This is a genomic window from Gordonia sp. w5E2, assembly GCF_036540975.1.
In the GTDB taxonomy this organism is placed as follows: domain Bacteria; phylum Actinomycetota; class Actinomycetes; order Mycobacteriales; family Mycobacteriaceae; genus Gordonia; species Gordonia jacobaea.
In genome coordinates, this window is sequence record NZ_CP144213.1 from 3,322,219 (window position 1) to 3,344,409 (window position 22,191).

General features: G+C 66.2%; 20 protein-coding genes. 10 read left to right on the forward strand and 10 right to left on the reverse strand.

Annotation, left to right across the window (positions count from 1 at the left end):
- Positions 1-158 precede the first annotated feature (158 nt).
- The 5 genes from RND64_RS15010 to RND64_RS15030 all read left to right on the forward strand — a co-directional run bounded on the left by RND64_RS15010 (position 159) and on the right by RND64_RS15030 (position 4,718).
- Positions 159-659: an acyl-CoA thioesterase gene (locus RND64_RS15010; RefSeq protein ID WP_049698504.1), complete on the forward strand. Its 501-nt coding sequence runs from the start codon at positions 159-161 to the stop codon at positions 657-659.
- 196 nt (positions 660-855) lie between these two features.
- Positions 856-1,596, forward strand: a complete 741-nt coding sequence (locus RND64_RS15015; RefSeq protein ID WP_049698638.1) for a (Fe-S)-binding protein — start codon at positions 856-858, stop codon at positions 1,594-1,596.
- 104 nt (positions 1,597-1,700) lie between these two features.
- Entirely contained in the window at positions 1,701-3,143 is a 1,443-nt protein-coding gene (locus RND64_RS15020; protein WP_049698639.1) for a LutB/LldF family L-lactate oxidation iron-sulfur protein, read from the forward strand.
- Positions 3,140-3,775 carry a LutC/YkgG family protein gene (locus RND64_RS15025; protein ID WP_049698505.1) on the forward strand — a complete coding sequence of 212 codons (636 nt, stop codon included), beginning with the start codon at positions 3,140-3,142 and terminating at the stop codon, positions 3,773-3,775. Before RND64_RS15020 ends, RND64_RS15025 begins: the two co-directional genes overlap by 4 nt.
- 85 nt (positions 3,776-3,860) lie before the next feature.
- A complete protein-coding gene (locus RND64_RS15030) occupies positions 3,861-4,718 on the forward strand; it encodes a TIGR03621 family F420-dependent LLM class oxidoreductase (protein WP_049698506.1) in 858 nt (285 codons plus the stop codon).
- A gap of 4 nt (positions 4,719-4,722) precedes the next feature.
- On the opposite strand, the gene RND64_RS15035 is transcribed toward RND64_RS15030, so the two are convergent.
- Positions 4,723-5,358 (reverse strand): response regulator transcription factor, encoded by a 636-nt coding sequence (locus RND64_RS15035; protein WP_049698507.1) that lies wholly within the window; start codon positions 5,356-5,358, stop codon positions 4,723-4,725.
- Positions 5,355-6,554 carry a sensor histidine kinase gene (locus tag RND64_RS15040; protein ID WP_049698640.1) on the reverse strand — a complete coding sequence of 400 codons (1,200 nt, stop codon included), beginning with the start codon at positions 6,552-6,554 and terminating at the stop codon, positions 5,355-5,357. Before RND64_RS15040 ends, RND64_RS15035 begins: the two co-directional genes overlap by 4 nt.
- A 204-nt stretch (positions 6,555-6,758) precedes the next feature.
- Here RND64_RS15040 and RND64_RS15045 point away from each other — a divergent pair, with 204 nt between their 5' ends.
- Positions 6,759-7,796 carry an ABC transporter permease gene (locus RND64_RS15045; RefSeq protein ID WP_049698508.1) on the forward strand — a complete coding sequence of 346 codons (1,038 nt, stop codon included), beginning with the start codon at positions 6,759-6,761 and terminating at the stop codon, positions 7,794-7,796.
- Positions 7,793-8,650 (forward strand): ABC transporter ATP-binding protein, encoded by an 858-nt coding sequence (locus RND64_RS15050; RefSeq protein ID WP_049698509.1) that lies wholly within the window; start codon positions 7,793-7,795, stop codon positions 8,648-8,650. The genes RND64_RS15045 and RND64_RS15050 overlap by 4 nt, the downstream gene beginning before the upstream one ends.
- On the opposite strand, the gene RND64_RS15055 is transcribed toward RND64_RS15050, so the two are convergent.
- From RND64_RS15055 to RND64_RS15080, 6 genes are all read right to left on the reverse strand, one after another.
- On the reverse strand, positions 8,533-8,976 hold the full coding sequence (locus RND64_RS15055) for a hypothetical protein (RefSeq protein ID WP_152930035.1): 444 nt from the start codon (positions 8,974-8,976) through the stop codon (positions 8,533-8,535). The two genes, RND64_RS15050 and RND64_RS15055, sit on opposite strands and share 118 nt — an antisense overlap.
- Before the next feature lie 294 nt (positions 8,977-9,270).
- Positions 9,271-9,942: a class I SAM-dependent methyltransferase gene (locus tag RND64_RS15060; RefSeq protein ID WP_049698511.1), complete on the reverse strand. Its 672-nt coding sequence runs from the start codon at positions 9,940-9,942 to the stop codon at positions 9,271-9,273.
- Positions 9,943-10,034: 92 nt separating this feature from the next.
- Positions 10,035-10,487, reverse strand: a complete 453-nt coding sequence (cynS, locus tag RND64_RS15065; RefSeq protein ID WP_162491223.1) for a cyanase — start codon at positions 10,485-10,487, stop codon at positions 10,035-10,037.
- Positions 10,488-10,570: 83 nt separating this feature from the next.
- Positions 10,571-11,632 (reverse strand): PHP domain-containing protein, encoded by a 1,062-nt coding sequence (locus RND64_RS15070; RefSeq protein ID WP_049698512.1) that lies wholly within the window; start codon positions 11,630-11,632, stop codon positions 10,571-10,573.
- 111 nt (positions 11,633-11,743) lie between these two features.
- Positions 11,744-12,724 (reverse strand): isopenicillin N synthase family dioxygenase, encoded by a 981-nt coding sequence (locus RND64_RS15075; RefSeq protein WP_049698513.1) that lies wholly within the window; start codon positions 12,722-12,724, stop codon positions 11,744-11,746.
- Complete coding sequence (locus RND64_RS15080) at positions 12,721-13,239, reverse strand: nucleoside deaminase (protein WP_049698642.1); 519 nt, start codon at positions 13,237-13,239, stop codon at positions 12,721-12,723. Before RND64_RS15080 ends, RND64_RS15075 begins: the two co-directional genes overlap by 4 nt.
- An 86-nt stretch (positions 13,240-13,325) precedes the next feature.
- Between RND64_RS15080 and RND64_RS15085 the strand changes: the two genes are divergently transcribed.
- Positions 13,326-14,906: a helix-turn-helix domain-containing protein gene (locus RND64_RS15085; protein ID WP_049698514.1), complete on the forward strand. Its 1,581-nt coding sequence runs from the start codon at positions 13,326-13,328 to the stop codon at positions 14,904-14,906.
- A 73-nt stretch (positions 14,907-14,979) separates the two neighbouring features.
- On the opposite strand, the gene RND64_RS15090 is transcribed toward RND64_RS15085, so the two are convergent.
- Together RND64_RS15090 and RND64_RS15095 are read right to left on the reverse strand one after the other, a co-directional pair.
- On the reverse strand, positions 14,980-16,395 hold the full coding sequence (locus tag RND64_RS15090) for a purine-cytosine permease family protein (protein ID WP_049698515.1): 1,416 nt from the start codon (positions 16,393-16,395) through the stop codon (positions 14,980-14,982).
- Positions 16,396-16,511: 116 nt separating this feature from the next.
- Positions 16,512-18,086, reverse strand: a complete 1,575-nt coding sequence (locus tag RND64_RS15095; RefSeq protein WP_331436116.1) for an LCP family protein — start codon at positions 18,084-18,086, stop codon at positions 16,512-16,514.
- A gap of 241 nt (positions 18,087-18,327) precedes the next feature.
- Between RND64_RS15095 and RND64_RS15100 the strand changes: the two genes are divergently transcribed.
- Both RND64_RS15100 and RND64_RS15105 read left to right on the forward strand, forming a co-directional pair.
- On the forward strand, positions 18,328-20,529 hold the full coding sequence (locus tag RND64_RS15100; RefSeq protein ID WP_049698644.1) for an ArnT family glycosyltransferase: 2,202 nt from the start codon (positions 18,328-18,330) through the stop codon (positions 20,527-20,529).
- Between the two features lie 79 nt (positions 20,530-20,608).
- A complete protein-coding gene (locus tag RND64_RS15105) occupies positions 20,609-22,060 on the forward strand; it encodes a S1C family serine protease (RefSeq protein WP_049698516.1) in 1,452 nt (483 codons plus the stop codon).
- Positions 22,061-22,191: the final 131 nt, after the last annotated feature.

Here is a 22,191-nt window from a genome sequence, read left to right on the forward strand (position 1 = left end):
TGCCCACCTGCTGTGAGGACCTGATCGGTTCTACGGTTCTGTAAACGCCCCGCGATTCTGCGGACGCCCGTGGTGTACCACGCGCGTTTGCCAGATCGCGGGGCGTTTGCGCGTCTGACAGCACGCCAGCCACCGTCAAGGCGGCTACGATTCGCGACATGGATGCCGGGCACGGGTCGTCGGAGAGCACTCATCACGTGTCCGACGCCGACCATTCGACGTTGTCGATGTCACTGCTGATGACGCCCGACATGGCCAACTTCACCGGAAACGTCCACGGTGGCACGCTGCTCAAACTGCTCGACGAGGTCGCCTACGCGTGCGCGAGCAGGTACTCACGTCGATACGCGGTCACGTTGTCGGTCGATCGCGTCATCTTTCGTGAACCGATACGCGTGGGCGAATTGCTCATTCTTTCGGCTTCGATCAACTACACCGGACGTACCTCGATGGAGGTCGGTATCAGGGTCGAGACCGAGAACATCCATACCGGGATTCGCCGCCACACCAACAGTTGCTACTTCACCATGGTCAGCATGGGCGACGACGGACGTCCGCACGAGGTGCCACCTCTCACGCCCGAGACCGACGACCAGAAACGACGCTTCGCCGAGGCAGAACTCCGCCGCGCCGCTCTGCGCTCCGCGCGTGACGGATGACCGCGACGGCTTCGACAGCACCACCATCGAACGTACGGTGCCCAGCGGTTGACGCTCACTGCGAGTGGCCATAGCGTCGAAGCCAGGTCGGGTCGTAGGGAACACCGACCACCAGCCCTCAGGTTGTAGCCCCCAACCCGAGCCCCCAGCCCTGGCGGTGATCAATGCACCACAGCAGAACCGAGAACAGCACGCGATGAGAGTCGCGCTGTTCGCAACCTGCTTCAACGACACGATGTGGCCGAACACCCCACGGGCAACCGTGCTGCTGCTCGAACGCCTCGGTATCCGAGTCGAGTTCCCCGTCGAGCAGACATGCTGTGGGCAGATGTTCACCAACACGGGCTACGCCGACGAAGCCATCGGCGGTGTACGACAGTTCGTCGACGTCTTCTCCGGATACGACGCGATCGTCGCCCCGTCGGGTTCGTGTATCGGATCGGTCCGCCACCAACATGCGGCCGTTGCCGCGCGAACCGGCGACACCCGGCTGTGCCTCGACGTCGACGAGATCACACCACGATTCTTCGAACTCAGCGAGTTCCTCGTCGACGTCCTCGGCGTCACCGATGTCGGTGCCTACTTTCCCCACCGGGTCACCTACCACCCGACGTGTCACTCCCTACGGATGCTGCGCGTCGGCGACAAACCTATTCGGTTGCTGCGCAACGTACGTGGCATCGACCTCGTCGATCTGCCTGCCGCCGACCAGTGTTGCGGCTTCGGGGGCACCTTCGCGATGAAGAACGCCGACGTCTCGGTGGCGATGGGGGCAGACAAGTCCAGGCATGTCCGCGACACCGGGGCCGAAGTTCTTGTCGCAGGGGACAACTCGTGCCTCGCGCATATCGGAGGGCTCCTCTCCCGCGAACGGGCGGGTGTACGCACCATGCACCTCGCAGAAATCTTGGCGTCGACCGAGGAGCACCCGGCATGAGCGAGACAGTTGAGTCCGATCAGCACGCCGAGCAGGAAGCGTTGAGCCGGCACGGTTTCGGTCTCGGACATCCGCACGTCGGGGTGACCGAGACATTCGTCGGGATGCCGAAGTTCCCGAAGGCCGCCCGTCACGAGTTGGCGAATACCGTCCAGCGTCGCAATCTCGAACACGCGACGTCGACCATCCGGCACAAGCGCGCAGCGGTTGTCGACGAACTCGCCGATTGGGAGGAGTTGCGGCTGGCGGCGGAGGCGATCAAGAACCGCACGCTACGCCACCTCGACGCCTACCTGTTGGAGTTCGAAGAGAAGGCGACGGCCGCTGGCGCACAGGTGCATTGGGCGCGCGACGCGGACGAGGCCAACCGCATCGTCGTCGATCTGGTCCGCAGCACTGGCGCCTCGGAAGTGGTCAAGGTCAAGTCGATGGCCACTCAGGAGATCGAACTCAACGAGGCGCTTGCCGCCGCGGGCATCGACGCGTGGGAGACCGATCTCGCCGAACTCATCGTGCAACTCGGCAACGACTGGCCGAGTCACATCCTCGTGCCCGCAATTCATCGAAATCGCAGCGAGGTCCGTGAGATCTTTCTGCAGAACATGGCGAAGGTGGGACGCCCCGCACCCGACGACCTGACCGAGGAACCGGCGCGGCTGGCCGAGGCGGCGAGAGTACATCTGCGTGAGAAGTTCCTACGCGCCAAGGTCGGCATCAGCGGAGCCAACTTCGCGATTGCCGACACCGGCAGCCTTGTCGTCGTCGAATCCGAAGGCAACGGACGCATGTGCCTGACGCTGCCCGAGACCTTGATCTCCGTGGTGGGCATCGAGAAGATCCTGCCGACGTGGGCCGACCTCGAAGTATTCCTGCAGGTACTTCCTCGCTCCAGCACCGGCGAACGCGAGAATCCGTACACGTCGGTGTGGACAGGCGTCACCCCGGGCGACGGTCCGCAGAACGTGCACATCGTCCTCCTCGACAACAACCGCACCGGCGTCTTGGCCGACGAGGTCGGGCGCGCCGCGCTGCGCTGCATTCGGTGCTCGGCGTGCCTCAACGTGTGTCCGGTCTACGAGCGCACCGGCGGGCACGCGTACGGTTCGGTCTACCCGGGTCCTATCGGCGCGATTCTCACCCCTCAGCTCCGCGGCACGGCGTCGAAGATCGATCAATCGCTCCCCTACGCGTCAAGCCTGTGCGGTGCGTGCTTCGACGTGTGTCCGGTCCGAATTCCCATACCCGACATACTCGTTCATCTGCGCACCCGCGTCGTCGACGAACATCGGAAGGGGCTACCGACCGCCGAGGCCGCAGCGATGAAAGCCATGGAGAAGGTCTTCGCCGATCACCGCAGACTCGAGGCCGCCCAGAAAGCCGCCACAGCGAGTCACCGCTTCTTCGGCAACCGGCGCACGCTCGGCGCGCTGCCCTGGCCGATGACTCCGTGGTCGAGTGCGCGTGACACCCCGGTTCCACCCGCTGAGACGTTTCGCGAGTGGTGGAAACGCGAGCGCGACAACACTTCTGGAGATGAAGCACGATGACCGCCGCCCGTGAGGAGATCATCGGTCGGGTCCGCGCGGCCCTGGCCGACGTACCTGCCGACGACGTCACACCCGTCGACTGGGCCTACGGCCGACCCTCGAGCACAGGCAATCTCGGCCTCGTCGACCGATTCGCCGAGCGCGTCGCCGACTACAAGGCCGTTGTCGAACGCGTCGATCCAGCACACCTGTCGGATCACGTGAACGCCCTGCTGGAGAACCTCGACGGTCCGGTCATCGCCGACGCCGTCGTCCGCGATCTGCTGTCTGGGGTAGACCCGGCGTGGCTGTCCGATGACGATCTCTCCCCCAGTGAACTCGACGCCGCGTCGGCGGTGATCACCACCGCGGCGGTCGGCATTGCCAACACCGGCACCATCGTCCTCGATCACGGTGCGGGACAAGGTCGTCGGGCCGTGTCACTCGTACCCGATGTTCACCTCTGCATGATCCGCACCGATCAGATCGTCAGCGACGTTCCCGAAGCAGTGGCCCGCTTGATCGAGCAGGGTTCGGCGACCCGCGCCCAAACCTGGATCAGCGGACCGAGCGCGACGAGCGACATCGAACTCGACCGCGTAGAGGGCGTCCACGGCCCGCGCACACTCCACGTCATCATCGTCGAGGCGTAGTGGTCGGCAGCGAGATCGGTTCCTGCCCGGAATCCATCGGGCCCTGGCCGGAATCCATGGCCGGTCGCGGCGGTTGGTACTAGGCATGTCGCCAGATACGCGAAAGATCCGTTTCGGAGTCAACCTGTTGGGAACCGGCACGGGCGATCAGTTCCGTGCGCAGGTGCAAGCCGTCGCCGATTCCGGCGCCGACGTCGTTCTCGTACCCGACCACCTCGGCCTCATCGGGCCGATGCCCGCACTCGTCGCGGCTGCCGCGCAGGCACCAGAGCTGCGGATCGGAAACTTCGTACTCAACGCGCCCTTCTACAGTCCCGCGCTGCTCGCGCGCGACCTCGCAACCGTCGATCAACTCAGCGGTGGGCGGCTCGAGATCGGTCTCGGAGCTGGCTATGTGAAAGCCGAATTCGACGCCGCGGGAATCCCGTTCGGCCGTCCCGGCCAGCGAGTCGATCATCTCGAGGAGGTCGTCGACCATCTGCACATCGCCTTCGACGATCCCGCGCAGGCGCCACCGTTCGTTCAGCCGCATCCGCCGATCATGGTCGCGGGAATCGGCGACCGCGTACTCTCGCTCGCCGCACGCAAGGCCGACATCGTCGCGTTCTCCAACCTGCCGACCGACGACGTGCTCGCCGACCGCGTCGCCCACGTCCGCAGCGAGGCCGGTGAGCGCTTCGACGCACTCGAACTCAACGTGATCCTCTTCGACCTGGCCGTTGGGCGCGAACCCGATGTCACCGCGCTGCGCGGGGCAAACCCCGACCTCGACGACGCCGCACTCCGCGGATCGGTGAACATCCTCCACGGCAGCGCTGCGGAGGTCGCCGACAGGATCAACCACCTCAACGAGACCGCCGGAATCTCGTACTTCACGTTCATCGAACCCTCGCAAAAGGATCTCGACGCACTCGCCGAGGTGATCGGTCTCGTGCGCGGCTGACCGGTCAGTCGATGAGTCCCTGACGACGCGCGCTGGCGACGGCGGCGGTCCGGGAGCCGACGCCGAGCTTGGTGAAGATGTGCACCAGGTGCGACTTCACCGTCATCTCGCTCACGTGCAGCGCCTTCGCGATCTCGCGATTGCTCCGGCCCGTCGCCACCTGTGCGACGACGTCGATCTCGCGTGGCGTCAGCACGGTGTCGGGCGTGGCACGCACCCGCGTCAACAGTCGGGTCGCGACCGACGGCGACAACGCACTCTCCCCCGCCGCCGCTGCCCGTATCGCGGCCAGCAGTTCCGCGGGCGCGGTGTCTTTGAGCAGGTACCCGCTCGCCCCTGCCTCGATGGCGGCGAGGATGTCGGCGTCGGTGTCGTAGTTCGTGACGACGAGAAGGTGCGGCGCCCGCGGCAGGGCGTGAATCCTCCGGGTTGCCTCCACTCCCGACATCCCCTCTCCGAAGCGGAGATCCATCAGGACGACATCGGGTTGTGGGGATCGGGCGGTGTCGGTGCACCAGGCCACCGCGTCGTCGGCCTTCGCCACCTCGCCGATGACGTCGATATCAGCGGCGTTGGCGAGCAACGCCGACAACCCGGCCCGCACGATCGGATGGTCGTCGGCAAGTAGAACGCGGATCACCGGCCGCGCTCCTGCACCGACCGCGCGGCAGCAGGCGCCACGGTGGGAAATGACACAGCGGGAAATGACACGGCGGGAAATGAGACGGCAACGGTGGTACCCGCGTCGTCTGAGGTGATGTCGACCTGTCCGCCGAGAGAGTCGACGCGCCGTCGAATAGTGCTGAGCCCGTATCCCTCCGACGCATCGGCCGCGAAACCCGTACCGTCGTCGACGATGTCGAGGTGCACCTCGTCGGCGGTGTACGTGAGGGTGAGATGCAGCGTGCCTGCGCGAGAATGGCGGACCACGTTCGACACCGCGCCCTGCGCCACACGGACAAGCGCCGCCTCGGTGGGCATGGCGAGTGGTTGTGCGTCGCCCTCGATGAGCACGCTGACGGTGATGCCGTGTCCCGATGCGTCCGCGGCGACTCGTCGGAGTGCATCCGCCAGCGAGGAGCCGTCGAGGGGCGCCGGGGACAGTTCTGCGATGAGGCGTCTGGTCTCGGTCAGTGCGTCACCAGCGGCGTTGCGCGCCAACGCGATCGACGACGCCGCTTGTTCTCCGGTCGACTGTTCTGCCGCGTGCAACAGGAGTTGGATACTCGACAGGCTCTGCGCGACGGTGTCGTGGATTTCGGCAGCGAGCCGTTCACGTTCCTCGGCCCTGCCGATGGCCTGTTGCTGATCGCTGAGATCGGCTCGCGCAGCGACCAATTCGTCGATGAGTCGCTCCCGCTGTCGTGCCTCGGCGAAGAGCTGTGCGTAGCCCGCGGAGATCACGACGGCGACACCCGCACCAAGCACTGGCCCGATGATCGCGGCCGCCGACCATCCGTTGTGCAGCGCGTAACCGACCACCGCGACACCGGTAGCCAACGTGACGGCCACCAAGCCGATGCGTCGACCGAGCAGGTGCAGGTAGAGGAAGAACAGGACGAAGACGAGATACGTGGCCTCCGCGGTGAGTGCCAGTTCGACCAGCCACACCGCGGTGAGTACGGCCAGCCACACCAGCGCACGCCGACGATTGCCCACCACGAGACCGCCCGCGAAATAGACCGCGAGCCAGACCGCAGCGACGATCGCCGCCGCGACGTCGGGCGGAGTCGCGATCAACGCGCGCACGATCACCACCACGGTCAGCGCGACGGCGAGCAGGTGCAGACCCCACCGCAACGCAGCGACAACGGGGGTGAGTGGGGACGGGTGCATGTCGTTCAACGATAGCCGCGCTGGTTGTCCACGCATCCATCGAAAGGAGTAGAGGGTACGTACGGAGGACGGAACCGATGCCATCCCGACAGGCGACGCGCGGGCGGCGTGTGCGGCCGAGCATGAAGTTGTCACCACACATCGACGCTGCGCTCCGGACGATCACACGGGGCCCGGGTACGCAGCGACGGAAAGGACTTCTCGATGTTTGTCGCGCTTCGCGACCTGCGGCGTGCCCGTGGACGGTTCGCTTTGATAGCGCTCGTCGTCGTGCTCGTTGCCGTACTCGTCACGTTCCTCAGCGGACTCACTGCGGGCCTACGCCACCAGAACATCTCGGCGGTGCAGCACCTTCCGGGCAACTCGGTGGTGTTCTCCGACACCGGAACCGCACCCTCGTTCGACGAATCCTCGCTCACCGCAGCGCAACTGGCCGCATGGCGCTCGGCGCAACCCGACAGTGTTGGAGTCGGGATATCCCGGGCGCGGATAGCGCCATCCACCGCGCCCGACTCCCCTGTGCCCGTGGCGCTCATCGGTACCGACCGCGACTCGCCCACACCGGGGAGCGTCGAATTGAGTTCTTCGGTCGCAGAAACGCTGCACGCGAGTGAGGGCACGTCCGTCGAACTCGGCGGTCGACCACTCACCGTTGCGCGGATCGTCGGCGACGACTGGTACGCACACAGTCCCGTCGTGTACCTCTCGCTCGGCGATTGGCAGCAGTTGTCACCGCATGCCGGCGCCGCCACGGTTGTCACCTTCACGGCGTCGAACGGTGCTGACACATCGGTCGCACGGGCGACACAGACGACGGTCATGAGTTCCGATGATGCGCTCTCGGCGCTGGCGTCCTACAAGGCCGAGAACAGTTCACTCACGTTGATGACCATCATGCTGTTCGTGATCTCGGCGTTGGTGATCGGTGCCTTCTTCACGGTGTGGACGGTGCAGCGCATTCCCGATATCGCGGTCCTCAAGGCGTTGGGCGCGTCGACCGGTTCACTCGTACGCGATGCGCTGGGTCAGGCCGCGATGGTGCTCGTCGTCGGGGCCGCGATCGGAACGGCCATCACTGCCCTGGTCGGCGGATTCCTCGGCGGAATACCGTTCGTGCTGACCACCGCCACGACCCTCCTGCCCGCTGCCGCCATCATCGCGCTCGGCCTGATAGGCGCCGCACTGGCGCTCCGATTTCTTGTCACCACTGATCCACTGACCGCACTGGGAGGTGCTCGATGAGCACGATCGTCTCAGCCAAATCTGTTCCTGCCCTTGACATGTCGGCAGTGACGCTGACCTTTCCCGACGGCGCCGGGCGTGTGCGAGCGCTCGACGATGTCAGCCTCGCGGTAGCGCCGGGCGAGATCGTGGCGATCACCGGACCGTCGGGTTCTGGGAAGTCGAGCCTGCTCGCCGTTGCGGGCAGTCTGATCCGACCGGATTCGGGACGTGTTTCGGTTGCGACCCGGTCCGGTGACACCGTCGAACTCAATGGTCTCTCCCGTGGGGAGGCCGCACGGGCTCGTCGCGAGCACCTGGGCTTTGTGTTCCAGCAATCCAATCTCATCGCGTCGCTGACCGCGGTCGAACAATTGGAGGTCACCGCTCATCTCGGCCAGCGATGGTGGTCGGGACCGAGCCGACGCCGCGACGTGCGTGAGCGCTCCCGACTACTGCTCGACCAGGTCGGGCTGGCCGATCAGTCACACAAGCTTCCCGCGCAGCTCTCCGGCGGCCAACGTCAGCGCGTCAACATCGCGCGCGCACTCATGAACACGCCGTCGCTCCTGCTGGTCGACGAACCGACGTCAGCGCTCGACTCGGCACGCGGTGCCGCGATCGTCGAACTGCTCACCGCGATGACGCGGACCCACGGCGCGGCGTGCGTTCTGGTCACCCACGATCCGACGCACCTCGACCGGATGGACGCCGTCTACGAGATGGTCGACGGACGGCTGCGCAGCGTGACCAGCGATCAGGACGTCGAGCCAGGCGTCGGATCGTCGGAAGCGGGACCGTCGTCGCTCAACGGCGTGGGGCTTGTGTCGTTGCGCGGGACGGCGATGTCGAGTGCGCTCACCGCGATGCCGTAGGGCAGAAAGCGGACCCGACGGGTGGGGTCGGTGTTGTGCTGGTTTGCCCGCAGGGCGTCGAGTTCGTTCGCGAAGACCTGCTCGACGCGTGCGCCGCCGTCGGCGTCGGTGACGAAGACCGCCCAGACGCCCGAGCCGGACTTTCCGGTCGTCTCCGGTTCGGGTGCCGCACGGCGCGCGGGCTGCTCGAAGACGGTCGACCACGCCACTCCCGACGACGGTGAACCGAGGAACTTGCCCACCATGTCGCGCAGGCCGTCGCCGGCCTCGCGTGCGAATCGATCGAAGTCCTCCGGATCAATGCCGAATGGATTGTTGCCTGCCATCGTCTACCTCCCTGCGAGCACCCGGCGAACACCGGACTGCCCTCCAGTGTGACGACGATGCCGGTTGCGCGCCACAACGTGGGCAAACCCCCGCTGATCGAGCTACCCTCGCTGATCGATTGCCCCCCGCTGATCCAGCTGCCCCCCGCTCATCGAGCCGACCCCCTCGCTGATCGAGCTTGTCGAGATCACCCGCCGATCGAGCCCCACCCGCCGATCGGGCCCCACCCGCTGATCGAGCTTGTCGAGATCACCCGCCGATCGAGCCCCACCCGCTGATCGAGCTTGTCGAGATCACCGCGGCGCGAGCGCCTCGATCGTCCAGGTGAGGTCGCCCGTGGTCAGCGTGGAGCGCAGCCGGACGTCGAAGGCGGAGTGGAGCAGCTTCCAGACCTGGCGGGCCTGGGGAAGGTCGATCGATTTGTAGTGCGACACCACGATCTCGCCGGTCGGGGCGAGCCACCCCTCCTGCAGTCGGCGAACCGTCGCCAGCGGGTCCGGGAGGTAGTAGAGCATCTCGGAGAACACGATCGCGTCGAACCGCGTCTGCGAGGCCGTCGGATCGACGTCATCCGGGGTAAACGTACTGGCGTCGGCTTGCACGAACGCGGCGCGGTCGAGCCCCTTCGCACGAGCCTTTTCGACGGCATCCTCAGCGGCGTCGACTCCGAGGAACTCGGTGTAGTGCGCGGGCGAGAGACGCTGCGCCAACAGCCCTTCGCCGCAACCGAGTTCGAGCACACGCGGTCGGGGCGTGGTGCGCAGACAGTACCCGGCAACTACGTGGAAGCGCGGAGCCTCCTGCTCGTTGGCAAGGTAGTCCCAGTCGCCGCTGCGGTATTCGTCGTCGCAATCGGCGACGCCGTGTGCCGACGTGTACGGCCGCAGATAGCTCGAGACGAGTCCCACGCCGCGGGCCGCCTGCTTCCGCGCACCGCCGACAATTCCCTCGCGCGCCGCACCCATCGCCAGCCCTGCCTTCGTTTGTAGGACAAATCCGACGAAATGCTACCGGGCATCTAGGCGCGACGGATGTGTGCGGCGCCACAGGATCGCGCTCACCAGCGGTAATCGAGGAACTTCCCGTCGAAGGTGACCACCACGCGGTCGCCGTCGGGGTCGGGCCTCCTGGCGACGTCGACCTTGAAGTTGATGGCGCTCATGATGCCGTCGCCGAACTCCTCGTGGATGAGCTCTTTGAGTGCGGGACCGTACACCGCGAGCGCCTCGTAGAAGCGGTAGATCGTCGGGTCGGACGTCAGTTCGTCGTCGCGCGTCCGAGCGGGTTGTAGCCGAAGGCTCTCTGCGACGCCCTCACCGAGACCGAGTATCTCGCAGACGATTTCGGCCTTCTCGGCAGGTACAGGATGCTTGCCGAGTAGTGCGGCAACGGTCCACACAAGTGGGGCCTCGATGCGCTCGGCGATCTCGGCCCATGTCAGACCGGCACGCAGTCGCGCTGCGACGATGAGTTCGGCGGCGTCGGATTTGGACATGATCGGTGGGTTCAACGGTCGCTCCCTTGCTGGTGATACGGATGGTTGGTCGAACGGATGGTTGGTCGATCTGATGGTCGGTCTATTGCGAGGTGCGGTCATGAAACGACGTCGGCGTCGCCCAACCACGCGCGCAGGCGGTCCAGTGGCCATGTCGTCACAATGCGGTCGGCGTCGATGCCGAGTTTCTCTGCGCGCTGGGCGCCGAGTGCTTTGAATTCCAGTTGGCCGGGTGCGTGTGCGTCGGAGTCGATGGCGAACAGGCAGCCGAGATCGCGTGCCAAGGTGAGCAGGTCGTCGGGAGGGTCGACGCGTTCGGGTCGAGAGTTGATCTCGACGGCGGTGTTGGTGTCACGGCACGTCGAAAACACTTGGTGCGCATCGAATGTCGACTGCGGGCGCGTACCGCGCCCGCCGGTGATGAGCCGACCCGTGCAGTGCCCGAGCACCCGTACGCGAGGGTGTTCGACTGCGGCCACCATCCGTCGGGTCATCGGAGCCGCGTCCATCTTCAGCTTCGAGTGCACCGACGCTGTGACGACGTCGACGCGCTCGAGCATCTCCGCGGATTGGTCGAGTGCGCCGTCGTCGAGGATGTCGACTTCGATTCCGGTCAACACGGCCAGGTCGATGTCGCCGCGCGCGTTGAACTGCTCGATGACGCCGATCTGGGCATCGAGACGCTCCGCCGAGAGTCCGTTGGCGACGGTCAGACGGGGTGAGTGATCGGTGATCGCGAGCCATTGTTGGCCGAGAGCGCTTGCCGCCGATGCCATTTCGTCGATGGATGCACCGCCGTCGCTCCACGTGGTGTGTGCGTGGAGGTCGCCGCGCAGCGCCTCGTAGAGCAGGTCGGCTGCGGGGTCGGCCATGGGATCGGCTCCGACCTGCAACCCGTCGAGATAGTCGGGAAGCACCCCCGACACGGCCTCGTCGATCACGGCTGCAGTCGTCTTGCCGATGCCCGACAACGCGGTCAGCGAACCCGCCGCGGAGCGTCGTCGAATCTCGTCATCACCGACCTCGACGACCGTCGCGGCCGCGCGCCGGAACGCCTCGACTCGGTAGCTGCTCTGTCTGTCGCGCTCGAGTAACCACGCGATCCTCGTCAGCGCCTGCGCGGGATCGATCGGCGCGGCGAGCGGGATCAGTGAGCGCATTCCCCGACAGTAGCCTCGCCCGACCCAGCAGCGCACTCTCGAACGAATTCGACGCCCACTCAACCGCTTTTAGCGCACAGTCGACCGGATAGAGCGCACAGTCGACGGGATCTAGCCGACCGTGATGGCGTCGAGCCGTTCGCGGATGAAGTCGCCGCCGATCACCGGTGGCCTGCCCGCAATCTTGCCGACGGGAGGGTCCAGGGGTGTCACGACGGCGTCGTGGTCGAGTTCGTAGAAGAAGATCAACGAGACGAGGTCCTCCTCCGGGGCGTCGGCCTGCGGCGGCAGCACGCGGTGCCTGCCTGCGGGCCAGCGGCCTCCCGACCAGTACTCGAGCAGGTCGCCGATGTTGACCGTCAACGCAGACGGGTCGTACGGCGCATCGGCCCAACCGCCCTGCTCGCTGTAGACCTGCAGCCCGCCCGCGCCCGGCTCGCGGTCGAGGATGGTGACGGTGCCGAAGTCGGTGTGCGGGCCGATGCGGTACTGACCGGGCTCCGGCTCACCGATGTCGGTCATGGGCGGATAGTGATTGATGTTCGACGTCCAGGTGGCCGAGCCCGCGAGGTCGCGAAACGGGTTCTCGCTCCCGGACAGTCCCAGCGACGCCGCCATCAGGGCGAGCAGGTCGTCGGAGAGCTTCTTGCACGCCGCGGTCCAGGCGGTGAACAGCTCACGCAGTCGGGGCGCCTCGGCGGGCCAGACGTCCGGCGCGAACCAGTAGTCGTCCACCTCGGGAATGCCGACGCGGGTCTGCGCCCCCGAGTTGTAGGTCTCCTTCAGGTCGGGAGGTGTCTCGGTGCCCTCGGAGTAGCCATTGGCCTCCAGGCCCGGCCCGATCCAGCCTCGACCACCGACGCCGACGGCGTACTGCCCTTTCACCTCCGGCGACATGGCGAAGAACTCCCTGGCGGTAGCGCGCAGCGCTGCTGGCAGCGCCGGATCGATTCCGTGGCCCGTCACCAGAAGGAACCCCGCCTTCTGCAGCGACTCGTCCACCGCGGCGCACACGGCCTCGGCGCCTTCGCCGCCCGCGTGCCACTGCGCGAGGTCGACGGTCAGGATCGGACTCGACGTCTCCCCGCTCACCGCAGACTCCCCGTGTCGGAACGTGCCGAGTTCACTCCGGCGTCGACGACACCGATGTCCTCATTCCAGAGCGCGGGATTCCCGGCGATGAAGTCGGTCATCATCGCGACGCACCGCTCGTCGTCGAGAATCGTCACGTCGACGCCGAGGTCGCGCAGCCACTCCTGCCCACCGTCGAAGGTGCGGTTTTCCCCGATCACCACCGCACCGATACCGAACTGCCGGATGAGCCCACTGCAGTACCAGCACGGCGCCAGCGTGGTGACCATGATGGTCGACGAATAGTCGCGCTGCCTGCCCGCCACGCGGAAGGCGTCGGTCTCGCCGTGCACAGACGGGTCGTCGTGCTGCACGCGACGGTTGCGTCCCTCACCGAGGAGGGTGCCGTCGGCGCTGAACAGCGCGGCCCCGATCGGGATCCCCCCTTCGGAGAGGCCGAGTTGCGCTTGTCGGTAGGCGGTGTCGAGCGCAGCCACGGCGTCGAACGCGGACGTCGTCCCATGTCGCGAGAGCATGATTCGACTGTGCGCGGCTACGTCGTCGTGTTCAACCGACAGTCCGTCGTGTCGCGCGCCGACCTCAACGTGCATATCGTCTATCCATGCTTCAACGGCCGGCGTCGACGCTCTCGCTCCGACAGATCATCGACGACTACCTCATCGACGCCGATCCGCACGTGCTCACCGCACACGATCGCCTCGAACGCCCCGTGATCTGGGTGCATTCGAGCGAGATCTACGAGATAGGCCCCCTGCTCTCGGGCGGTGAACTGTTGTTGACGACCGGACTCGGATTGGCTGGCCTCGACGCGGGCACCCGCCGCCATTACGTCCGCGAGCTGGCTGAACGTGGTGTGGTGGCGCTCGCGTTCGAGATCGGACGCAGCTTCGACAGCGTTCCCGACGAGATCATTCGGGAGGGATCCGCGCGGCGGCTGCCGATCGTCGAGCTACGTCGTGTGGTTCCGTTCATCACGATGTGCCGCACCTCCAACACGGCCATCGTGTCTGCAGAACTCGCCGACCTGCGGTTACGTGGCGAGCTCGACACCACCCTGCACGACGACATGGCCTCCGGCGGTGGCGTCGCCAAGATGCTCGAACACGTCTCCGACGCCGCGCACTGCCCGATCGTGTTGGTGGGCACGGGAGGTGCACTGATCGCCGCGCACGGCGTCGACGACGATCGATCAGCGTGGCGGGCCGTCGACGGTCAAATCGCATCGGCGCCGATCATCGCGCGCGGACGCGAGATCGCACGGTTGATCGCAGGTCCGGGTGCCACACCGATCCCCGGCGAACGCGCCGCGATGCTCCTCGACTGTGCGGCGGGTCCACTGACGTCGGCACTCGTACGTGGAGGCATTGGGCGCTCCGCGGTGGCGTCGCGGCTCATCGAGGAATTGTTGGCGTCGCGCCCGATTCGACGAGCCGATCTGTTCGCTCGTCTGTCGGGTTCGGGCGCTCCGGTGTCGCAGTCGACTCAGATCGTGCCGGTTGTCGTCGAGTCTCCCGATTCACGCATGGCCGAGAGTGCGCTCAGTCGTGCCGCGGCCACGCTCGGCGGTGTGGTCTTCGAGACCGTCGACGCCACCGTGTACGGCCTCGTCGTGATGCCGACTCCCACCGGTGACCACGACGCCGTCGACTGCGTCCGCACGGCGTTCACCGACATCGGTGCACACGCCAGCCGCGTGACCGTGGTCGTCGGCCAACCGTGTGCGACCGCTGACGCCGGGCCAGGGCCAGGACTGTCGCTATCGATCGGAGACTCGCTGCGTACCTGTGCCGAAAGACTGGGCAGCGCAGTCGAATCCGTGCAGACCAAGAGTGTTGCCGGGCGCGTGTTCACCGCAAGGGCTCTGGCCGTCGACGCCGCGGCAAGCACCATGTCTGCTGCGGCACGCGACGAACTGATCGACCTCATCGATCCGCTCGTTCGCCACGACGCGGCGTCGTCGACGCATCTTGCACACACACTAGAGGTGCATCTGCGCAACGGCTGCAGTGCAACTCGCTCGGCGCAGGCCTTGCACATTGGACGCCAAAGCCTTTATCAGCGTCTCGACCGTGTGCGCGAGGTGCTCGGATTCGACCCGACAGACCCCGAGATGTATGCATCGATTCTGTTGGCATTCAGCGCTTTACGCGCCGACGGCGCCGGGACCCGCACGCCGAACTGACCGACGCGGGCCCTGCTCCGAGATGAACCTCGGAGCAGGACCCGCGTCGGCGTGACAGCGAGAGGCTGTGTCGTCAGACGTATGTGCGCTGCGACTCCTCGACACTCTTTCTGGCCAGAACCACATACCCCACGAATGCGATTGCGAACCCGACGAACGCACCGATGTCACCCAACTCGGGAACCGCGCGAACCGCGTACCCGACGAACTTCTCCTGATTGCAGAACAGCAGGACCGATCCGACGAGCGCGATGACGAACGCGGCGAGTCCACCCCAGTTCACGTAGCGCGTGTCGTACAGCAGGTCCAACGACGGACGCTTCTTGCGCAGCAACCGATCGGCGAAGACCACACCGAGCCACGGACCGATCCAGTAGGCAACCAAGAGCAGGAATGCCTCGTACGACGCTGCGGCGTCGGCAAGTGCCCACCAGGCCACCAGGAATCCGACGATGCCGAACAGCACTGTGACCAGCGCGCGCTGCGTGTTCATCGGCAGCTTGAATCCCATGGTCACGAACGCCATCGATCCGGAGTAGACGTTGATCGCGTTGGCCGCGACGGCGCCGACCGCGATGGCGAGCAACGTGAGATCCGCGACGAGCGTCGGCAGGTTCGCGGTGAATGCGGCGGTCGGGTTGTCCGACGTCGCCGGACCGATCGTCACCGACGCCGCGCCCACGAGCATCAGCACGGTGCACGAGACGAACAAGCCGAGCGACGCGTAAAGGCCCGTGTGCACCCGCGACACTGTCGGCGGAAGGTAGCGCGTGTAGTCGGCGGCGTAGGGCGTCCAGCCTGCGGTGTACCCGAACGCGGCACCGACGGTGAGCCAGAAGCCCGCCATCGAGAAACCGCCGCCCGACGACGGGGGCGCGTCGAGGTGCGACTTACTGAAGATGATCACCGCGGCGATCAAGAAGATCACCGCCAGGATCGGCGCGGCGATCCGCTCGAATCGCTGCACCAGGTTGTGCCCGAAGAACGCGAACGCGGTCTGCACGATGACGATGATGATCAACCCCACGAGCGGGGTGAATCCGAACAACGACGACAAGGCGAAAGCGCCACTGGCACTGTTGGTCGCGAACCAGCCGACGCCGCACATGACTGCCATGAACGTCGCGGGAAGGATGTTGCCGCGATATCCGAAGGCGAGCCGACCGAGCACCATCTGCGGCACCCCGTGCAGTGGCCCGTCGGCCGACAGCAGGTAGTGGGCAACCGCGGCGAGTCCGTTGCCGAGCACCACCGCGGCCACGGCCTGCCAGAACGACAGACCGAACACGGCCACAGCGAGCACGCCGACGAAGATCGTGGCGAATTCGAGGTTGGGTGCCGTCCACGTCCAGAAGAGCCCGCGCGGCGACCCGTGGCGGGCCTCCACCGGAATCGGCTCGTTGCCACCTGGCTCGACGGCGAGGACTTTGCTGCCGTAGTTCAACTGCGTGACGGCGGCATCGTCGTCGGCGGGTGCGTCTGTACTCATGGCGGATACTGTGCTGCGTCGCGTCGGGAGCGGCAACCGACGGATTGTCCGTTGCACCCACCCGCAGGCGCGACATTTCGACGGTCGAGCATCGATCGACCCGACGCCGAGCTCACTCAGTCGACGCAGGGAATGGCCGAACCGCTGCTCACGGCTCCGCCCGAGTCTGGCGCGGGACCGTCGAGCGACGCCGTCGTCTCGTCGTCGGCAGGGTCGCTCGTCGACGTCGAACCGGAAGACGACTCGGCAGACGGTGACGCTGCCGAGGCGCTGGACGTGGTCGACGCCGCCTTCATACCGAAGGCTGTCTGGATCTGGTCGCGCACCTTTGCGGTGTCGATGATGTTGACGTCCTGGCCGTCGACCGTGTCGTACCGCTCGACCGGAAGCGTGCGGAAGCTGACGCGCTGGCCGCTCGGTGCGAGCATCTGCTGCCCCCACGACGTGAGGTCCCACCCGTCGGAGAGCACCACGTCGTTATTGAGGGCTGTGCTGAGTCTGTTGAGTTTTCCGGGGTCGGTCAGCATTCCGGTGCTCTGTACCTGATGCATCACCGAGAGGAGGAACGCCTGCTGTCGGTGGGTACGGTCGAGGTCGCCGTTGTCGAGTCCGTGGCGCTGCCGCACGAAGGCCAACGACTGCGACGCGTTGAGGTGCTGGCGCCCCGCGGGGAACCGAGCGCCCGAATACGAGTCGCGGACAGAATGATTCAGACAGACGTCGATACCGCCGAGCGCCTTGGATATGTCGTAGAAGCCGACGAGGCTCACTTCGGCGAACCGATCGATCGGCACCCCGGTGAGCTGACGCACCGTCTCGATGGTCTCGGCACGACCGGCCTCACGTCCACGTGATTCGAGGGTGGCCTGATCGGTGATGCCCTGCGCCGTCAGTTCGTCCTCGACCATCGCCTTCTTGCGGCCGTACGCCTCTTTGATCTTGGCCTGGCTGACATCGAGACCGTCGACATCGACGAGGTCGTCGCGCGGAATCGAGAACGCGACGATGTTCTTCCTGTCCGCGGGGATGTGCACGAGGATCAGGGTGTTGGTGTTGTAGCCACCCTCGTCGCCATCTCCGGCATGAAGCTGCTTGAGGACGTCGGGTGACAGATTGTTGCCGTCGCGGTCCTTGCGGGTGTCGAGACCCATCAGCAGGATGTTCTCGGCCCCGCCGCTCGACGCCGGTCCGCCGGCCAATGCTGCCGACCTGCCGAACCCTCCGGCGACGTGTGTAACAGTGCCCCACGCGAGTCCGACGACGCCGAGGATCGCGACCGAACACATCGCGACCGCGATCCGCCCGATTCGCACCGCCGACGACCGGCGCTGGGCGCGGGCCGCTTGGCGTCGGCGCGTCGAGCGGGTGCGGGACGGGCGGGTACGGGACGAGGCGCGAGCGTCATCGTTCGCGGCGGACCTGCGCGTGCGGCGCGAGGTGGTGACCTGCGGAATGGGCTGGGTGAGATCGTCGACCGGCTCCCACCGCGTTCGCGGTTCCGGTCGGGGCGGCGCTTGCTGCCTTACGGCCGGACTCGCAGGGATACGCGACCGTCGTGCAGCGACTTCGCCCGCAGTCAGGCGCCGACCGTCGGAGCCACGGAAACCACGGTCACCGGAGGGTGCGCGGCGCGCGCGATAGCGCGACGTTCCCTCCTGCTCCACCGGTTCCGCCCTTTCTCGATAGTTCACTGCCGCACCCGTGATCGGCATCACAGGCCAACATCACTGGTCGGCATCAATGGTCTTGGGCGGACTCCCCCACCTCGACTGGGTCACCGTAGTGACACCGTCTGTGAGAGCCCTGAGTACTCGACGTTCCGGACGGATCGGACACTGAAACACCCCTGGTGAGAACACATTTCCGCGCTCACAGCTACCTGGCAGCGCAGCCTCAGCCGCACCTCAGCACATCGGCCGCACCATCGTGTTCGTGACCCCAGCCTCCCCAGCCGCAGCTGCGTTTCCCAACGGCACCTCCCGTCTCGCCGCACCGCAGGGAACAGACGACCTCGAGATCGGCGCCGACGGCAATCGCCTGCCCCGCGCGACAACCCGTGATCGTGTAGCCCTCGCTGCACTCCTCGTCGGCACCGCTGTGCTCTACCTCTGGAACATCACCGTCAACGGAAACGCCAACTCGTTCTACGCGGGTGCGGCGTGGGCGGGGTCGCGCAACTGGGAGGCCGTACTTTTCGGATCGGTCGATCCGTCGAACTTCATCACCGTCGACAAACCCCCGGTGTCGCAATGGATCATGGGGATCTCCGGACAGATCTTCGGATACTCGTCCGCGAGCATGCTGATCCCCGAGGCGATCATGGGAGTCGCATCGGTCGCTCTGCTCTACGCCACGGTGACCCGCATCTCCGGCAGGACAGCGGGACTCATCGCAGGCGCAGCCCTTGCGCTGACTCCCGTGGCGGCCATGATGTTTCGATTCAACAACCCCGACGCCGCGATGGTCCTGCTGATGACCGCGGCCGCCTACTGCACGGTGCGAGCGACGTGTCGGGCATCACTGCGCTGGCTCGTACTGGCCGGTGTTGCACTGGGTTTCGCGTTCCTCGCCAAGATGCTGGAAGGATTGATGGTGTTGCCCGCGCTGGGCGTCGTCTATCTGTTGGCCGCCCCGACGACGCTTGGTCGGCGCATCTGGCATCTTGCGGTCGCGGCGCTCGCACTCGTCGTGGCATCGGGATGGTATGTGGTGCTCACGCTCCTATGGCCGGCATCGTCGCGCCCGTACCTCGCTGGTTCGACGGACAACAACTTCATGAATCTGGTGCTCGGCTACAACGGACTCGACCGCATCCAGGGTCGCAGCCACGCGGGCGGTCCCACCGATGCCGCGCTGGATGAATTCATGCGCCAGAACCCCTCTCTCGCACATGGTTTCGGCGGTGGAATGTTCGGTAGCACCCCCGGCATCGGCCGACTCTTCGCCGGAGAGTTCGGAGCGGAAATCTCGTTCCTACTGCCGTCAGCGCTCATCGCGCTGGTGGTGGTGCTCGCTCTTCGCGGCCGTGCACCACGCACCGACCTCGTGCGCGCAGGCGCGCTGCTGTTCGGACTGTGGTTACTGCTCGACGGAATTGTGTTGTCCTACATGAGTGGAACGGTTCACCCCTACTACTCACTCGCGATCGCGCCGCCCATCGCGGGACTGGTCGGAATCGGGGTCGTCGAGGCGTGGCGCGCCCGCGACTCGGCGACCGTGTGGCGCGCGATCACCGCGCGTGTGGGACTGGCAGCAATGATCATCGCGGGCGGCGCCTGGGCATTCGTGCTACTCGACCGCGAATCGTCGTGGCTTCCCTGGTTGCGTTGGGCGGTACTACTTGTCGCCGTCGCGGCCGCAGTACTTGCTGCCGTGCCGACACGCGCTCGTCGGCCCGTCGCTCTCATCGCGGCCGGATGCGGTGTGCTGGCCGTCCTCTCGGCTCCGGCCGCGTTCGCGATCAACGGCGACGCAGTGGCACACACTGGCGGCGGGCCGTCGGTACTGCCCGGGCACAACACTTCTGGGCGCGACACCTCTGGGCACGGTACTTCTGGCCACGGAACTTCTGGGCACAGCTCTTCCGGACACAGCACAGGCGGCGGGGGTATGGGAACCGCCCCGGATTCGCCCCAACTCGACCGTCTGTTGCAATCGAGTTCCGCGCGCTGGGCTGCGGCCACCAACAGGACGTCGAGCGCAGCGTCGCTCGAACTCGACGCCCGCGTCCCGGTCATGGGTATCGGCGGATTCTCCAACGATCCGACGCCGACGCTCGCGCAGTTCCAGAAGTATGTGGCCGACAAGGAGATCGGCTACTACGTGGTGACCACCCCGCGTGAGTCCGGAACCGAAACACACAGCGCGACGACCACGACCGACGGGTTCGGCGGCGGACAACGCGCGAGCGGAAGAGGCAGTTCGGTTACCGCACCCATCGGGAAGTGGGTCACAAGCCATTACGCTGCCCGCACCGTCGGCGACTACACGGTGTACGACCTCAGCGCGCGGCCGGGCACAGGCACGACGTCGGCGTCGGCGGACACCACTTCGGCACAACAGAACTCCGGCACCGCACGGCCGGAGACACATTCGACGACCCGTCGTCGTACCCATCACCTGGCACAAAGCTGAGGAGAACACCGTTGTTTTGTCAGCAAATTCAGAATTTCGCACTGACCATGCTCTCAGTAGCGGACGGCAGTGTGGTCTCGTGAACAGCAACACGCCCGACGAGTCCGACACCTCACCGATCGAGGGACCCCACCCGGATCAGGGACGCCACGGAACCGACCCAGGCACCGCAACCGACCCGGGGACATCGTGGCAGGGCGCACCCTACGAGAATCCTTACACAGAGCCTAATCCCACCGCCGGGCAGTTCTCTGCCACTCATCCCAACGGAGGGCGGTTCCCCGGCGCATACGCGAGCGCTCCGACACCCCCGGCGCCTGCCCAGCGATCCCGCGGGATCGCCAAGCCGCTTGTCGCGACGGCGGTGCTGGCCGGACTGGTCGGTGGCCTCGTCGGCGTCGGAGGGTATGCCCTTCTCGACAACGGCTCGTCGTCGAACGCTCCCGTCATCGCGTCGGCACCCGCCGCGGCAACCAATGCCGCTGACGCGCAACCCGGTTCGGTCACCTACGCCGCACAGGTGGCGTCGAAGTCGACGGCAGACATCAAGGTCGCAACCAGCAAGGGCACAGCGGTCGGTAGCGGCATCATTCTCTCGCCGGACGGCTACGTCCTCACCAACAATCACGTGGTGTCGGGCGTCGGCAGCGGCGCCAAGATCCAGGTGACCACCCCGGACGGAAAGACCTATCCCGCAAGCGTGAAGGGCACCTCTCCCTCGTACGACATCGCGGTCATCAAGCTCGACGGCGCGTCGGGGCTCACCCCCGCGAGCATCGGCGATTCCGGGTCGCTTCAGGTCGGCCAGCAGGTGGTCGCCGTCGGCAGTCCCGAAAACCTTTCCAACACTGTGACGTCCGGAATCGTGAGCGCACTGTCGCGGACCGTGACCGCGGGTGACGAACAGGGCAGCTCGGTCACCGTCTACAACGGGCTACAGACCGACACTCCGATCAACCCGGGCAATTCCGGTGGGCCACTGGTGAATCTGCAAGGACAGGTCATCGCTGTGAACTCGGCCGTCGACACCGGACAGAGCAGCAGTGGCGGCCCGCAGGCATTCGGCCTCGGCTTCGCCATTCCGATCAACACGGCAAAGCGCATCGCGAATGAACTGATGCAAGACGGACAGGCCACCAAACCTGTTCTGGGCGTGTCGGGTTCGCTCGCATCGAGCAACGATGCGGTCAACGGAGCCAAGGTCACGTCGGTGCAGTCGGGCGGTCCGGCAGCCGATGCCGGCATCAAGAACGGTGACGTGATCACCAAGATCGGCAACGCCACCATCGGCAACTACGCCGACCTGATGGCGCAGATCCTCACGCACTCCCCCGGTGAAACCGTGCCCGTGACCGTCAGTTCCGGCGGACAGACCAAGACCGTCCAGGTGACACTGGGCAGCACCGTCGACAAGGAACAGACGACGATCTCCGAGCGCGGCAGCGGCTCCGACGGAGACGGCTCGGACGGAAGCGGTTCCGGTCGGCAGCGCGAGGGCGGTCGCCTGCCGTTCGGTTTCGGGCTGCCCTGATAGCCGCCGCGGCCGGCTGTAGCGTCCCCGCGCTCTGACTGCGCGACGCCCCCCACGCTCGATTTTCCGGTTGCCCAGACGCGCGGATTCCGCGCGTCTGGGCAACCGCAAGCGACGGGCCGGGTAACCCG